The 15,699-nt window shown below is 71.3% G+C and carries 9 protein-coding genes and 3 pseudogenes; 7 read left to right on the top strand and 5 right to left on the bottom strand.

The window, feature by feature from the left end:
- Positions 1-51 precede the first annotated feature (51 nt).
- Together OG390_RS39995 and OG390_RS39990 are read left to right on the top strand one after the other, a co-directional pair.
- Positions 52-924, top strand: a pseudogene (locus tag OG390_RS39995) ((2Fe-2S)-binding protein); the annotation flags it as partial.
- 309 nt (positions 925-1,233) lie between these two features.
- Positions 1,234-2,271, top strand: coding sequence for a DUF2637 domain-containing protein (locus OG390_RS39990; RefSeq protein WP_406174770.1), 1,038 nt, complete (start codon positions 1,234-1,236; stop codon positions 2,269-2,271).
- 91 nt (positions 2,272-2,362) lie between these two features.
- Here OG390_RS39990 and OG390_RS39985 read toward each other — a convergent pair whose 3' ends face one another.
- Entirely contained in the window at positions 2,363-2,785 is a 423-nt protein-coding gene (locus tag OG390_RS39985; protein ID WP_406178141.1) for an ATP-binding protein, read from the bottom strand.
- 245 nt (positions 2,786-3,030) lie between these two features.
- Between OG390_RS39985 and OG390_RS39980 the strand changes: the two genes are divergently transcribed.
- Positions 3,031-6,039 carry an alpha-mannosidase gene (locus tag OG390_RS39980; RefSeq protein WP_406174769.1) on the top strand — a complete coding sequence of 1,003 codons (3,009 nt, stop codon included), beginning with the start codon at positions 3,031-3,033 and terminating at the stop codon, positions 6,037-6,039.
- A gap of 17 nt (positions 6,040-6,056) precedes the next feature.
- On the opposite strand, the pseudogene OG390_RS39975 reads toward OG390_RS39980, so the two are convergent.
- Positions 6,057-6,263: pseudogene (locus OG390_RS39975) on the bottom strand (hypothetical protein); the annotation flags it as partial.
- 3 nt (positions 6,264-6,266) lie between these two features.
- On the opposite strand from OG390_RS39975, the pseudogene OG390_RS39970 reads away from it, so the two are divergent.
- Positions 6,267-6,755: pseudogene (locus OG390_RS39970) on the top strand (transcriptional regulator); the annotation flags it as partial.
- Between the two features lie 222 nt (positions 6,756-6,977).
- Here OG390_RS39970 and OG390_RS39965 read toward each other — a convergent pair.
- From OG390_RS39965 to OG390_RS39955, 3 genes are all read right to left on the bottom strand, one after another.
- Complete coding sequence (locus OG390_RS39965; protein WP_406174768.1) at positions 6,978-8,720, bottom strand: pyruvate dehydrogenase; 1,743 nt, start codon at positions 8,718-8,720, stop codon at positions 6,978-6,980.
- Between the two features lie 110 nt (positions 8,721-8,830).
- Complete coding sequence (locus OG390_RS39960) at positions 8,831-10,567, bottom strand: protein phosphatase 2C domain-containing protein (protein WP_406174767.1); 1,737 nt, start codon at positions 10,565-10,567, stop codon at positions 8,831-8,833.
- A 428-nt stretch (positions 10,568-10,995) separates the two neighbouring features.
- Entirely contained in the window at positions 10,996-11,238 is a 243-nt protein-coding gene (locus OG390_RS39955) for a hypothetical protein (protein WP_406174766.1), read from the bottom strand.
- A gap of 319 nt (positions 11,239-11,557) precedes the next feature.
- Between OG390_RS39955 and OG390_RS39950 the strand changes: the two genes are divergently transcribed.
- The 3 genes from OG390_RS39950 (at position 11,558) to OG390_RS39940 (ending at position 15,668) form a co-directional block, all read left to right on the top strand.
- A complete protein-coding gene (locus tag OG390_RS39950) occupies positions 11,558-12,538 on the top strand; it encodes a winged helix-turn-helix transcriptional regulator (RefSeq protein WP_406174764.1) in 981 nt (326 codons plus the stop codon).
- 158 nt (positions 12,539-12,696) lie between these two features.
- Positions 12,697-13,179, top strand: a complete 483-nt coding sequence (locus OG390_RS39945) for a DUF456 domain-containing protein (protein WP_406174762.1) — start codon at positions 12,697-12,699, stop codon at positions 13,177-13,179.
- Between the two features lie 176 nt (positions 13,180-13,355).
- A complete protein-coding gene (locus OG390_RS39940) occupies positions 13,356-15,668 on the top strand; it encodes a glycosyl hydrolase family 95 catalytic domain-containing protein (protein ID WP_406174760.1) in 2,313 nt (770 codons plus the stop codon).
- The last annotated feature ends 31 nt before the right edge of the window (positions 15,669-15,699 follow it).

Raw genomic sequence — 15,699 nt, 5'->3', positions numbered from 1 at the left:
CGAGGTAAGGTAAGCCTTACCTGTAAACGATCGTGAAGCGGTGGTCCCCGCATGCCCGCTCCCGCCCTCCCCTCCGGCACCCCGGCCGGCACCGACGTACGCCCGGCCTCCTCGCCCGTCGCGGACGCGTACGCCCGGCTGACCGAGGTGTTCCCCGGGCTGAGCGTCACGGAGCTGGGACACGGGGAGGCGGCCCCGCGGGACGGCGGCTGGGTCTCCGCCGCCCGGCTCGCGGAGGGCGGGGCCGGTCTCGACGCGTTCCTGGCGTGGGACGAAACACAGGTCATCCGGGACTACGGACAGCGGGCGCGGCCGGATGTGGTGGCGAGCTTCGGGCTGCACCGGTACGCCTGGCCCGCCTGTCTGCTGATCACCGTCCCGTGGTTCCTGCTGCGCCGCGTACCCCGCTTTCCTGTGGAGCACGTCACATACGAGCGGGCGCTCGGCCGTATGGCCGTCCGGGTCACGACCTTCGCCTGTCTGCCCGACGATCCGGCGGCCGGTCTGCCCGGCGCCCAGGTCGTACCGGACGAGGAGACGCTGCGGGCGCAGGTGCGGGCCGCCGTCGCCGAGCATCTGGAACCGGTCCTCGGCGGCTTCGGCCCGCGCATGCGGCGGCGCGGCCGGGCCCTGTGGGGCATGGCGACCGACGAGATCGTCGAGGGCCTCTGGTACGTCGCCCATCCGCTCGGCGAGGAGCGGCGCGCGATGCGCGAGCTGGAGCTGCTGCCGCCGGGGGCGACGCAGCCGTACGCGGGCTCCGCCGCCTTCCGCGAACTGACCGGTCCGAACGGGGTATCGCTGCCCACCCGCGACCGGGCGAGCTGCTGCCTCTTCTACACACTGCGCCCCGAGGACACCTGCGCCACCTGCCCGCGCACCTGCGACGCGGATCGCGTGACCAAGTTGACGGCCGCCGCCGCCAGTTGGGGCTTCCGCAGGACAGGGCACGACCCCGGATCCCGTAAGATCATCCACGACCGGGACACCCGTGCGGTTACAGGCGATTCACAAATTCCTCACTTGTCGCAGGAACTTTCCGTGGAACCATCCGTACGGGTAATCTTATTCGCACTCAACTCCCGTCCCTCGCGCGGCAGTTCGAGCAGAATGTCGCCCTGCGCATCCCCTTGCACATCCTTGGCGGCCTCTTGCCCCGAAACCCCCTGAGGGCCGACGGGATTGGGCCACTATGGCGGGCGTTACGCCCTATCCCAATGCAAGGGACCCCAGATGAGACTGACCGACATATCGCTGAACTGGCTGCTTCCGGGCGCCGTTTTGCTCCTGGGACTGCTGGCGGCGGTGGCGGTGCTCGCGCGCGGCAAGCGGTCCGGGGAGAACGCGAGCAGTGACGACTCGTGGGAGCGCAGCGAGGAGCGCCGCAGGCGTAAGGAGGCCGTCTACGGCACGGCTTCCTACGTGCTGTTGTTCTGCTGCGCCGCGGTCGCCGCAGCACTCTCCTTCCACGGCCTGGTCGGCTTCGGCGAGCAGAACCTCGGCCTCTCCGACGGCTGGGAGTACCTCGTCCCGTTCGGCCTGGACGGCGCGGCCATGTTCTGCTCCGTCCTCGCGGTCCGCGAGGCGAGCCACGGTGACGCGGCGCTCGGCTCCCGGATACTCGTGTGGACGTTCGCGGGCGCCGCGGCCTGGTTCAACTGGGTGCACGCGCCCCGGGGCATCGACCACGCGGGCGCCCCGCAGTTCTTCGCGGGCATGTCGCTGTCGGCCGCCGTGCTGTTCGACCGCGCGCTGAAGCAGACGCGCCGTGCCGCACTGCGTGAGCAGGGCCTGGTCCCGCGTCCGCTGCCGCAGATCCGCATCGTCCGCTGGCTGCGCGCGCCCCGTGAGACGTACAGCGCCTGGTCGCTGATGCTCCTGGAGAACGTGCGCTCGCTGGACGAGGCCGTCGACGAGGTGCGCGAGGACCGGCGCCAGAAGGAGCAGAACCGACTGCGCCGCCGCAACGAGGAGCGGGTCGAGCGGGCGCACCTCAAGGCGCTCAGCCGTGGCCACCGGGGCCTGCCCGGCCGCGGCAATGCTCGACAGCAGCTGGAGACCACCGTGGAGCGAGCTCCCGCCCAGGCCACCGCGGAGCCTGCCATATCGCCGGAGCAGCTGCCCGTACGCTCGCGGCCCTCCCTTACGCCCGTCCGCAAGAGCACTGAGCCGATCACCGTCGACCTCACCGCCGAGGACGACACGATGGCCCTGCCGCGACTCGACTCGCTGGAGCGCAAGCTCAAGGACCTCGAGCAGCAGTTCGGCTGAGGCCCGGGCGCACATCTGATCCCGGGCGCCCGGACGGTCCGGCCGCCCGGCGGCCGGACCCCGGACAGGACGACAACGGCGGCGCGGTGTCCTACACCGCGCCGCCGTCCAGTTCGAACCACACCGCCTTGCCCACGCCGTGCGCCCGTACGCCCCACGCGTCCGCGAGGGACTGGACGAGAACGAGGCCTCTGCCGTGCGTACCGTCGTCGGCGTTCGGTACCCGCAGTCTGGGCCTGCGTCCCACGAAGTCCCGGACCTCCACGCGGAGTCCGTGGGGTCCGACGGTGGCCGTCAGGACCGCGTCGTGGTCGGTGTGAATGAGTGCGTTGGTGACGAGCTCGCTGGTCAGCAGCTCGGCTATCTCGGACCTTCCCGGCTTCCCCCAGTGACGTAACAGCTCCCTCAGTGCCTTCCGGGCCTCCGGCACGGCCCGCAGGTCCGCCCTCCCCAGCCTGCGCCTGAGCTGCGCGTCACCCGGCTGGTCGGTCGCCTTGTCGGCCGCTTCCTCCACTGCCTTCACGGAGGAGGCCCCGATGGCCATCGGACCACCTCCTCGTGCCTGCCTCTTCATGACCCCCGCCTGCACGCCGATGTCGGTTCCCTCCCGCTCGAACACGTTCACGGGGATCCATGCCCCGTCGGCAACGCGACAGTCATGTCGAATCGTCAACCACCCGCCGGGCGCGCACGGATGCGCGGCATCTCGGCGGGGAAGTGACACTGTGCACAGAGCCGTCCGAGCGCCGAGGAGCCGCCGTGCACGACGACCGTTCGCTGGTGGAGGGGCGCCTGGAGCGCGCGCTGCGACAGTTCCTGCGCCCCGCGCAGTACGCGGACCGGGTGCCCCTGGTGCTGTCCGTGTGGCATCTGCCCGGTGAGCCGGTGCCCGTCGACCAGGCACTGCAGGCCGCGTACGAGCCGTTCACGACCGGCACGGTCTGGGGAAAGCCCTGGTCGACGAGTTGGTTCCGTATCGAGGGCCGGGTGCCCGAGGAGTGGGCGGGCCGCCCTGTGGAGGTGGTGATCGACCCGGGGTTCACAGGCGACGGACCCGGTTTCCAGGCGGAAGGGCTCCTGTACGACGCTGCCGGCGTACCCCTCAAGGGAATTCACCCGCGCAACCGGCATCTCACGGTCGCCGCGCCCGCGCAGGGAGGCGAGGCCGTGCATCTGCTGCTGGAGGCGGCGGCCAACCCGGCGGTGCTGCACGGCTTCGAGCCGACGTCGCTCGGGGACGTCCTGACCGCGGGCGATCGGCCCATCTACCGATTCGCCGCTGCCGATCTCGCCGTACTCGACAAGGACGTGTGGCAGCTCGTCCTCGACATCGAAGTGCTGTCGGAGTTGATGCACGAGCTGCCCGCGGACCGGCCCCGGCGGCACGAGATCCTGCGCGCGCTCGAGGACATGCTGGACGCACTCGACCTGCACGACGTGTCCGGTACGGCGGCCGCCGCCCGGGCCGAGCTGACGGACGTACTGTCCCGGCCCGCCTCGGCCAGCGCGCACCGGATCTCGGCGGCCGGGCACGCCCACATCGACTCGGCGTGGCTGTGGCCGCTGCGCGAGACGGTCCGCAAGGCGTCGCGCACCTTCGCCAACGTCACCGCGCTCGCCCAGGACTACCCGGAGCTGCTCTTCGCCTGTTCGCAGGCCCAGCAGTACGCCTGGGTCAAGGAGCACCAGCCGCACATCTGGGAACGCATCAAGAAGGCGGTCGAGGAAGGAAATTGGGCCCCCGTGGGCTCGATGTGGGTCGAGTCGGACGCCAACATGCCGGGCGGTGAGGCGCTGGCCCGCCAGATCATCCACGGCAAGCGCTTCTTCGCACAGGAACTGGGCGTCGAGACCGAGGAGATCTGGCTGCCCGACTCCTTCGGCTACACGGCCGCCTTCCCCCAACTGGCGAAGCTCGCGGGCGTCCGCTGGTTCCTCACCCAGAAGCTGAGCTGGAACCAGTCCAACAAAATGCCCCACCACACCTTCTGGTGGGAGGGCATCGACGGCACCCGCGTCTTCACCCACTTCCCGCCCGTGGACACCTACAACTCCCAGTTCCACGGCCGTGAACTCGCCCATGCCGAAAGGAACTTCGCCGAAAAGGGGCGGGCCACCCGCTCACTCGTCCCGTTCGGCTGGGGCGACGGCGGGGGCGGCCCGACCCGCGAAATGCTCGAGAAGGCACGGCGGTTGCGGTCCCTGGAGGGCTCGCCGCGTGTCGCGATCGAGCGACCTTCGGCCTTCTTCGCGGCCGCCGAGGAGGAGTACGGGGCCCACGCGCCGGTGTGGTCCGGCGAGCTGTATCTGGAGCTGCACCGGGCCACGTACACCTCGCAGGCGAAGACGAAGCGGGGCAACCGCAGATCGGAACACGCCCTGCGCGAGGCCGAGTTGTGGTGCACCTCCGCGGCCGTACGCGACGCCTCGTACACCTACCCGTACGACGCCCTCGACCGGCTCTGGAAGACGGTGCTGCTGCACCAGTTCCACGACATCCTGCCAGGATCGTCGATCGCGTGGGTGCACCGCGAGGCACGGGAGACCTACGCACGGGTGCTCGCGGAGCTGGAGGAGATCACGGCCGAGGCGGTACGGGCGCTGGGGCCGGGCTCGCCCGCGATCCTCAATGCCTCGCCGTACGAGCGCACGGAGGTGGTCGGGGACGGGCTGGTGACGGTGCCGGGGCTCGGGAGTGCGGCCGTATCGGCCGGCGTCGGAGCGGGCGTGCGGGCCGAACAGACCGGGGACACCATCCTGTTGGAGAACCGGTGGATGCGGGTGACGGTCGACCGCGACGGGCTGCTCGCCTCCGTCCGGGACCGCGTGGCCGACCGCGAAGTGCTCAGCGGCCCCGGCAACCTCCTCCAGCTGCACCCCGACCACCCGAACGCATGGGACGCCTGGGACATCGACCGGCACTACCGGCGCAAGCACACGGATCTGACGGCCGCCGAGTCGGTTGAGCTCGTCGAGAGCGGGCCGCTGCGGGCGACCGTCCGCGTCGTCCGCGCCTTCGGCACGTCCCGCGTCACCCAGGAGATCCGGCTGACGGCCGCGAGCCGCCGGCTGGACATCGTCACGGACATCGACTGGCAGGAGTCGGAGAAGGTGCTCAAGGCCGCCTTCCCGCTCGACGTGCACGCCGAACGCTCCGCCGCCGAGATCCAGTTCGGCCATGTGCACCGTCCCACCCACACCAACACCGGCTGGGACGCAGCCCGCTTCGAGATCTGCGCGCACCGCTGGCTGCGGGTCGCGGAGGACGGATACGGCGTGGCGGTCCTCAACGACTCGACGTACGGCCATGATGTGACCCGCACGCCGCATGAGCAGGGGCTGGGCACGACCGTACGGCTGACGCTGCTGCGCGCCCCGCACAGCCCGGACCCGGAGACGGATCTGGGCACGCACCGGTTCACCTACGCGCTGTTGCCGGGCGCGGGTGTGGGGGACGCCGTCGCGGAGGGGCTCGCCCTGAACCTCCCGCTGCGATCGGCCGCGGCGCCGTCGCTCGAACCGCTGGTGAGCGTCGACAACCCGGCCGTCACCGTCGAGTCGGTCAAGCTCGCCGAGGATCGCAGTGGTGATGTGGTGGTCCGGCTGTACGAGTCCCGGGGCGGACGCGCGCGGGCCACGCTGACCACCGGCTTCCCGGTGGCCCGGGCCCAGGTGGCCGACCTGCTGGAACGGCCGCTGCACGAAGCCCCGTCGGAATTCGAGCTGCGACCGTTCCAGATCCTCACGCTGCGGCTGCGACCGGCGTAGGCCGCGGGCGCGCTACTGCCGCCGATGCCCTTGTCGCCGATGTGGATGATCTTGTGGCCCCTGCGGGTCATGTCGACGACGAGCTTGGTGGTCGTGCGGTCGCCCCAGGTCAGGGTGATGGCGGCCTCCGTGTATTCGGCCGTGCCGTTGTCGGTGACCGTCCACTTCACCGGGACGTTCTGGGCACGCAGGATGCCGTCCGCGTGGTTCCGGTCCTCCCACGCCGGGCGATGACGCAGGGCGCGGTGCACGGGCACGAGACGCTGGTGGAGGTCTCGGTGCAGGGGCGGACGGACACGGCCGTCGTCCTGGAGGCGCTCCGGGTGCGTGTCGTGGGGCGCGACGCCCCCGTGAAGGGCACCGCCTACGCCATGGACCAGGGCTGCGGCGGAGACATGAGCCCCCGCTCCTTCGCCGTCGATCTGGACGTCGACCGGCCCATCACCCGCGCGGTTCCGGGCAGCGACACGGGCGAACCGCTTCCCGCGCGGCGCATGCCGTACAGGGTGTCGGCCCACGACCCGGAAGTACTCCTGGTCGACGCCCGCACGGAGGACTGCGACTGCCGCTGGTACCTCGAACTCGACTGGTCCTCCCAGGGACGCAGCGGCACCGTCCGGATCGACGACCACGGTCGCCCGTTCCGCACCAGTGGCATCAAGGGCCTGCCCCACTACTGGTACACGGGCCGCCGCTGGACCCCCCTCACCGGCTAGGACCTGTCTTTCGGATCACGCCTGGGCCGCGGGGCTCGGCACGCACATCCGCCGCGTTGTCGTCACTCGCCGGCTCCCCCACGCTCGGCTTCGCTCGCGCGGGGGGGGACCCCCCAGCGCGTCGACTCCCTCCTCCGCCTTGCCCCTGCACGCGCCAAGCCCCGCTCACCGGCAGTCATGAGGCGCCACAACCCGAAGTCGGCGTGCCCCGAAAGTCTGACCCTAGGGCCGCGGCACGTTGCGCAGGTTCGAGCGGGCCAGCTGCACCATGCGGCCGACCCCGCCGTCCAGGACGATCTTCGAAGCGGACAGCGCGAACCCCGTCACCATCTCCGCGCTGATCTTCGGCGGGATGGACAGTGCGTTGGGGTCGGTGACGATGTCGACGAGGGCCGGGCCCTTGTGCTTGAAGGCGTCCTTCAGGGCGCCTTCAAGCTGCTTGGGCTTCTCGACCCGGACACCGTACGCACCGCAGGCGCGGGCGACGGCCGCGAAGTCGGGGTTCTTGTTCGTGGTGCCGTACGAGGGCAGGCCGGCCACCAGCATCTCCAACTCGACCATGCTCAGGGAGGAGTTGTTGAAGAGGACGACCTTCACCGGCAGGTCGTACTGGACGAGAGTGAGGAAGTCACCCATCAGCATGGAGAATCCGCCGTCGCCGGACATCGAGACGACCTGCCGGTTCCGGTCGGTGAACTGGGCGCCGATCGCCATCGGCAGCGCGTTCGCCATCGAGCCGTGCGAGAACGAACCGATGACGCGGCGGCGGCCGTTGGGCGAGATGTAACGGGCCGCCCAGACATTGCACATCCCGGTGTCGACCGTGAACACCGCGTCCTCAGCAGCGAGTTCGTCGAGCACGGAGGCCACGTATTCGGGGTGGATCGGGATGTGCTTCTCGACCTTCCTCGTGTACGCCTTGACGACGCCTTCGAGCGCATCGGCGTGCTTCTTCAGCATCTTGTCGAGGAAGCGCCGGTTCTCCTTCGGCTTCACGCGCGGGATGAGGCAGCGCAGGGTCTCCTTCACATCGCCCCAGACCGCCAGGTCCAGCTTCGAACGGCGGCCCAAGTGCTCGGGCCGGACGTCGACTTGAGCGATCTTCACATCGCTGGGGAGGAAGGCGTTGTACGGGAAGTCGGTGCCGAGCAGGATCAGCAGATCGCACTCGTGGGTGGCCTCGTAGGCGGCGCCGTAGCCGAGCAGTCCGCTCATGCCGACGTCGAAGGGGTTGTCGTATTGGATCCACTCCTTGCCCCGCAGCGCGTGCCCGACCGGAGACTTGATCTTCCCGGCGAACTCCATGACCTCGGCGTGCGCGCCCGCCGTGCCGCTGCCGCAGAAGAGCGTGACCCTCTCGGCCTCGTCGATCATCGCCACGAGCTTGTCGATCTCGGTGTCGCCGGGGCGGACCGTGGGCCGGGAGGTGACGAGGGCGGTCTCCAGGGGCTTGTCCGGGGCAGGCTCGGCGGCGATGTCGCCGGGAAGGGAGACCACGCTGACCCCGGACTGGCCCACCGCGTGCTGGATGGCGGTCTGCAGCAGCCTCGGCATCTGCTTCGGGCTGGAGATCAGCTCGCTGTAGTGGCTGCACTCGCGGAAGAGCTGGTCGGGGTGGGTCTCCTGGAAGTAGCCGAGGCCGATCTCGCTGGACGGGATCTGCGAGGCGAGGGCGAGGACCGGGGCCATGGAGCGGTGGGCGTCGTACAGGCCGTTGATGAGGTGGAGGTTGCCGGGGCCGCAGGAGCCGGCGCAGGCGGTGAGCTTGCCGGTGATCTGCGCCTCCGCGCCGGCGGCGAAGGCGGCGGTCTCCTCGTGCCGGACATGGATCCAGTCGATGGCCGAGTTGCGCCGAATGGCGTCGACGACAGGGTTGAGGCTGTCGCCGACGACTCCGTACAGCCGCTTGACGCCCGCGCGGGCGAGGATGTCGACAAACTGTTCGGCGACGTTCTGCTTGGCCATGCTTCACGCACCTCTTCGCGATCCTTGGATCCCTGGGGTCCATCGGGTCTTCCGGGTCCCCCGGGGCCCGTGGTCCATCCCCTGGGTCCATGAATTCACACGGGGCGCGGTTACGCCTCCCAAACGGCCGCGGCCGTGCGATCGTCGGCGTACCCCTTGACCCGCACCAAGGTGTCCGCGAGGAACGCGGCGAGGCCGGGCGGTTCCGCCGCCGACCACCGCTCCGTCAGGTGTTCGGCCAGTTCGGGTTCGCCGCGCAGCGGCTCCGCCAGGCCGCCGGTGCAGAGCAGGAGCGTGTCACCCGGCTGGGCGACGGAGGCGCGAAACCGGAAGGGGTCGCGCGGCGGTGCGGGGGCGGGTTCGTACGGGCTCGGGGGCGTGGTGATGCCCAGGTCCATGGTGAGCCGGTCGCCCTCGGGGGTCTCGTGGGGCAGCGATCCGAAGCCGACCACGGCCTCGCCGGTGGCCTCCCCGACCCGAGGCTCGATGTCCTGCCACTCGCCGTCCCGCAACCGGAACAGGCCCCCCGCGCCGACGCCGAAGAAGACGCGCGTGCGGCATCCCGGGTCGGCCGGCAGCAGCAGGCAGCGCAGGCCGGCGGTGTACTCCTCCGGTTCGATGCCCTGCTCGGCCGCGCTCGCGCGCAGTTTGCCCAGGCTGCGGTCGGTGAGCCGGTGCAGCCCCGACTTCAGATCGCCACGCCGGGCGGCCCGGAGGTCCTCGGCCAGCCGTGCGTGGCTGCGGCCCACGGCGCGCCCGATCCACTGGCACGCCTCGGCCGCCGCCCGATGCGCGCCCGGCGTGGCCCGCGCGCCGGTGGCCATCGCGACGAGGACGAGTGCCTGCTCCCCCGTCCCGAACCGGGCGGTGAGCAGCGAGTCCCGGCGTGGCTCGCCCCGGTAGCGAGCGGAGTCCCCGCGCACGGACGCGGCCCGCAGCGTGCTCGTCCCATAACGCGCGCCGTCCAGCACGGTGTCGGCGACCAGGTCGTCGAGGTCGTCCGGGTCGGCGGGCGGGAGCGCGGTCGGTTCGGCGTCGTAGGTGGGCGGCCCCGAGCCCACGTAGTCGACGGCGGGCGGCTGTTGGGGGGCGGAGAGGGCCGGTTCGCCGGGCAGGGCGTCCTCGGGGGCAGAGGTGGGCCGCGGGGGCCGGGCGTCGGACGGAGTGATCGGCAAGGTGTCGCCCGCAGGCACGGCAGGCGGTGAGGTGGGGGCCGGTGGCGCGTCCACGGGTGCCCTCGACGCGGGCACCGCGCTGCCGGGCGACCCCGTGGACGTTCGGCTCCCGCGCTCCTGCGGGGGGAACCCGGGTGGTGGCGGCCCGGGCGGGAAGGTCGCGGGAGCCGGTGGTTCGGGGGGCGGGGGCTCCCAGGGGGCGGGTTGCGGGGCGAGGCCACTGCGCTGGAGCGGGCCGGGGTCAGGGCTCGGACCGGGAATGTCACCGCGCTCCCGCCGGCCGGGCCGCGGCGCAGGCCTCTCAGGCGCACTCCCTGCGGGCGCACGTCCCTCGGGTGTCCGCGGCGTCGCCCCCGGCCAGGCCCCGGACGCGGACGCGGCGTCGCGCTGCTCCGGTACCGCGGGTGGCTGTTCCGGTTCGGCGGGGGACGCGCCCGGCACCGTGGGAGGTCGCTTCGGCTGCCGCGGGATGTCGGGCGCGGGCGTGTCCGGTCGCCGGGCGGCGGCCGGCCCCCCGGCGGTCTCCAGTCCCACCGTTCCCGCGGCCGACGCGAACCGATCGTCCAGAGAATCGGCCGCGGCCGCGGGCCCCGTGTCCTCGGTGGAGTCGTCGTACAACTGCCCCCACCAGTCGTCCTCATGACCGGTCGGCTTCTCCCCCTGCTGGCTCATGCCCCCAATTGTCCACCGCCGGAGCCGGATGAAAACGGGGCATCCGGAAAAACCGGCCGGCGGGTTGGATGCCGCACGGCGATACGAAGCCGCCGGACGGTGCCACCCCCCACGGGAGAACCGCCCGGCGGCGTCTGGGTGACCGGACTTGGCCCTGTCGTCGAACTCCCGCCTGCCCCGCGACGCCTGGCACACTCCCCCACTGCCCCAAGGGCGTGGGAGGTGCCCCCACTCGCCGCACCGGGCACAGATCCGAGTACATCCCGTACGAGGACCTGCACCCGGCACGCCGAGAGCACGCACCAGACGCCGCGGAGCCCGCCCTCCGGGCGGACGACGGGAGTTCGACGACAGGACCTGACACTCGTCGTAGGCCCGGGTCACGGTCTGGGTGACCGACTTGCCGTTCGCGTCGGTCAGTTCGGCCCTCAGTGTGACCTGCTTGCCTGAGGCTCCGCCAAGAGTTCCTCGTCGACGCGGCCCGCGGCGATGGCCGCGACGGCGCCCTCGGGACACACGTGCAGGTCCGAGCCGGACTGCCGGGTCTGCGTGAAGGGAGTGGTGCCGTCCTCACCGGGCAGGGCGATGGCCCCGCCCTTCGTCACCAGGACGCGGTCTCCGGTGACGAGGGTGACGACGGCGCCCGGGGCGGTGGCCCCGGTACTCGTCACGGTCTCGGCTGCTGTGCCGCCGCCGTGGGCACGGCGGTCGTGACGGCGAGGACGGCGGCGGTGGCCGCACCCATGGCCGTACGCGATATCGCTCTCCCCGAAGTCCCACTACCCAAGGTCGTTCCACCCGTGTCCGCGCGGGCCGAACAGGCTCAAGCAGGGCATTGCGGGCGGTGGTTGGTGCTGCGGGGGCGTGAGCTTGGCAGAGAGGCAGGTGGTGCGGGGATGATGTGCCGAGGCGGGTTTGCGCCGTGGCTGTTTCCCGCCACGGACACCCGCCGACCGGCCGGAACGGATCCTTGGGGAGGGACATCGCCGCATGCTGGGAGCGATAGGTCTGGACGAGACGCACGAGTCGGCGTACCGGGCGCTGGTGTCCGTGGGCGCCGCCGACGTGCCCGATCTCGCGCGGCGGCTCACGCTCGGCGAGTACGACACCGAACGCGCCCTGCGCCGGCTGGAGCGGCACGGTCTCGCCGCCCAGTCGTCGGCACGGCCCGGACGCTGGGTCGCGGCGCCGCCCGGGGTCGCCCTCGGCGCGCTGCTCACCCAGCAGCGGCACGAGCTGGAGAAGGCGGAGCTCGCGGCAGCGCTGCTCGCGGAGGAGTACCGGGCGGCGGCGGCTGAACCGGCGGTGCACGACCTGGTCGAGGTGGTGATCGGCGCGGCGGCGGTCTCACAGCGGTTCCTGCAGCTCCAGCTCGGCGCCGCCGAGGAGGTGTGCGCGCTGGTCACCGGGAATCCGGTCGCGGTCTCGGGGATGGACAACGACGCGGAGGAACAGGCCGTGAGCCGGGGCGTCGGCTATCGCGTGGTGCTCGAACGGGCCGTCCTCGACCAGCCCACCGGCATCACCGAGCTGTCCGCCGCGCTCAGCCGCGACGAGCAGGTGCGGGTCGTGGACAAGGTGCCGACCAAGCTGGTGATCGCCGACCGGACGCTCGCGATGGTCCCGCTCACCTCGCACACCGCGGAGCCCGCGGCGCTCGTGGTGCACGCGAGCGGCCTCCTCGAGCTGTTGTCGGGCCTCTTCGAGTCGGTGTGGCGGGACGCGCTGCCGCTGCGGCTCGGCAGCAGAGGTGTCAGCGAGCAGGAGCTCGACGGCCCCGACAGCACCGACCTGGAAATCCTGTCCCTGCTGCTGGCCGGGCTGACCGACGCCAGCGTCGCCAAACAGCTGGATCTGGGCCTGCGGACCGTGCAGCGCCGGGTGAAGCGGCTGATGGAGTTGACGGGCGTGACGACACGACTTCAGCTGGGCTGGCACGCGTACGAGCGGGGCTGGGTGGCGCGGGACTGACACCGGCGGGACGGCTGCTGTCAGCGGGACGACTGCTGCCGGCGGAGTCGGCCGGCGCGGGACTGACGGCAGCGCGGCTGGAGGACGCGGTACTGAGGCACGGCCGCTCGGTGCGGCACTGACCTGCGGTCGGGGGCCCGCTCAGTCACTCTGGGCAGATGGGAGTGTGGGAACTCCTGCTGGTCGGCGTGGTGATTCTGCTCGGCCTTGCCGGAGTACTGGTGCCCGGTGTGCCGGGGTCGTGGCTCGTCTGGGCCGCGGTCCTGTGGTGGGCATTGACCGACCCGCGGGCGCTCTCCTGGGCCGTGCTCGTGGGCGCGACCGTGGTCCTGCTGCTGGCCCAGGCGGTCCGCTGGGTACTGCCGCCGCGGCGGTTGCGCGCGAGCGGGGCCACCACCCGGATGGCGGTGTACGCCGGGACAGGGGCGCTGCTCGGCTTCTTTCTGCTGCCGGTGGTGGGCGCGATACCCGGATTCATCGGCGGGATCCATCTCTACGAGCGGCTGCGGCTGGGCGGACACGGGCAGGCGTGGGCGGCAGTGCGGACCGTGATGCGGTCGGGCGGGTGGAGTGTGCTGACGGAGCTGTTCGCCTGCCTGCTGATCATGGGGGCGTGGTTGGCGGCGGTGATCCGGGGCTGAATCCCAGCGTCCAGACATACGGCCGCCATTCATGTACACACCTACACATCGGATCTCTCTCCAGCCATTGACGGTCCACCGCACCATCTCTACGTTTCGGTCTGGGACAGCTCCGATGAATCATCCTGCGTACGTTGCCGCATGAGCCGCCAGTCGAAGAGCCGTCAGGAGACACGATGCCCAGCCCGTCCAGACGTACCGTGCTCGCCACCGGATCCGCCCTCGGCGGGACGCTGCTCGCCGGAGGCCCGCCCGCGCAGGCGAGGGCAGCCGTCCCCGAGGGCGCCGCCGACCCCTGGCGAACCGTCCTCGACGACGCCGACCTCGTCTGGCAGCGGATGCCGAAGACCTGGTACGAGGGGCCGTACCTCGGCAACGGCTTCCTCGGCTCCGGGATCTACGCCGAGCCGGGCGCCGATGCCGAATCCCTTTCGGCCGTGCGCTTCAACGTGCAGCACTCCGAGGTGCAGGACCACCGCCCGGAGTTCGGCTCGCTCTTCGGGCTCGCCCGGCTGCCCATCGGCTACTTCACGCTGGAGCCGGTCGGCACCATCACGGGACTTGACTGGCGGCTCCGGCTGCGCGACGCCGAGCTGACCGGGACGCTCACCACGGACCGGGGCACGCTGACACTCCGCGCGCTGGTGCACAACTCCCGCTCGGTCCTCGCCGTCGAGGTGACACCGAGCGAGGGCGAGCGTGACTTCCGGTGGATGTTCCATCCGGCGGACGCGATCAGCCCGCGCGCCGCCTTCAAACCGCTGCCGGACGGCTACCAGGGCAACCCGCCCGCCGAGGTCGCCGAGCACGACGGCGTCCTGGCCGCCGTACAGCCCCTGCTGTCGGGCGGACAGCACGCGACCGCCTGGCGGGAGCGCACACGCGGCGCGACCCGCACGCTGTACGTCCATGTCGCGCACTCGTACCCGAAGTCCACGGCGCTGGACCGGGCGCTCGCCACCGTACGAGGGGCTTCGGCATTGCCGTACGGCCGGCTGGCGCAAGCACATCGCGCCTGGTGGCACGCCTACTACCGCAAGAGCTTCCTCTCCCTCCCCGACGCGCGCATCCAGCGTTTCTACTGGATCCAGCTGTACAAGACGGCGTCCGCCGCCCGCCGGGACGCGCCCGTGATGGCCACCAGCGGGCCATGGCTGGAGTCCACGCCCTGGCCCAACACCTGGTGGAACCTGAACGTGCAGCTGGAGTACTGGCTGATCCACGGCTCGAACCACCTCGAACTCGACGCGGTGACAAGGGCGTTGAGCGAGTACCGGGACAACCTGTCCAAGGAGGTCGCGGAACGGTACCGCGGTGACTCGCTGGGCATCCCGCGCACCACGGACCCCCACCTCGTCAACGGCGCGGCGGGCACCCTCACCGGCTACGGCGTCGGCATCCCCGGCCAGGATCCGCCCACTCCCGAGGTCGGCAACCTCACCTGGGCCCTGCACAACGTCTGGCTCAGCTACCGCCACACCATGGACGAGTCGATTCTCCGCGACGTCCTGTTCCCCCTGCTGCGGAAGGCGATCAACTACTACCTGCACTTCCTGGAGCCGGGCGCGGACGGCAAGCTGCACCTTCCGGCCACCTTCTCCCCCGAGTACGGCGGCAACACGCGCGACTGCAACTACGACCTGATGCTGCTGACCTGGGGCTGCCGGACCCTGCTGGAGTCGGCCGAACTCCTCGGCATCGACGACGAGCTGGCGCCGCGCTGGCGCGAGGTGCTGGCCAAGCGGGTGGCGTATCCCACCGACGCCAACGGGTTCATGATCGGCGCGGACATCCCCTTCGCGAAGTCGCACCGCCACTACTCGCATCTACTCGCGGTGTACCCGCTGTACGAGCTGACCGGCCGCACACCCGACGAACGGGCCCTGATCGAGAAGTCGTTGGCACACTGGGTCGGCTTCGAGGGCGCCCTTCAGGGCTACACCTTCACCGGCGCGGCCTCGATGTCCGCGCTGCTCGGCAAGGGCGAGGACGCGCTCGGGTACCTGGGTGAGCTGATGACCCGCTTCATCCAGGCCAACACCATGTACAAGGAGTCGGGCCCGGTCATCGAGACCCCCCTCTCGGCCGCCCAGTCCCTGCACGACATGGTCTGCCAGTCGTGGGCCGGCGTCGTCCGCGTCTTCCCCGCACTGCCCGCCGCCTGGCCGGACCTGACGGTCCACAACTTCCGTACGCAGGGTGCCTTTCTGCTCTCGGCGGTACGCGAAAGCGGGGCGACCCGCTGGGTCCGACTGGTCAGCGAGGCGGGTGCCCCCTGCGTCGTACGGCATGGCATCACGAGATCCGTCGAGGTGCGGGACGCACGCGGGCGAGCCCTGCGGTACTCCGACGCGGGCGACGGCGCGATCCGCATCGCCCTGCGCAAGGGCGAGTCGGCGCTCATCACGGCGAAGGGGGACCGGCCGGACCTGACGATCGCGCCGGTCGAGCCGAACGAAGCGGCACCCAAGTGGGGACTGCCTGCTTGAGGATTTCAGGCGCGTGACGAGGCGCTGGGGC

The sequence above is a fragment of the Streptomyces sp. NBC_00996 genome (assembly GCF_045162675.1).
In the GTDB taxonomy this organism is placed as follows: domain Bacteria; phylum Actinomycetota; class Actinomycetes; order Streptomycetales; family Streptomycetaceae; genus Streptomyces.
Note: the sequence above shows the minus strand (reverse complement) of the source record. Positions and strands in the feature narration are given on the sequence as shown.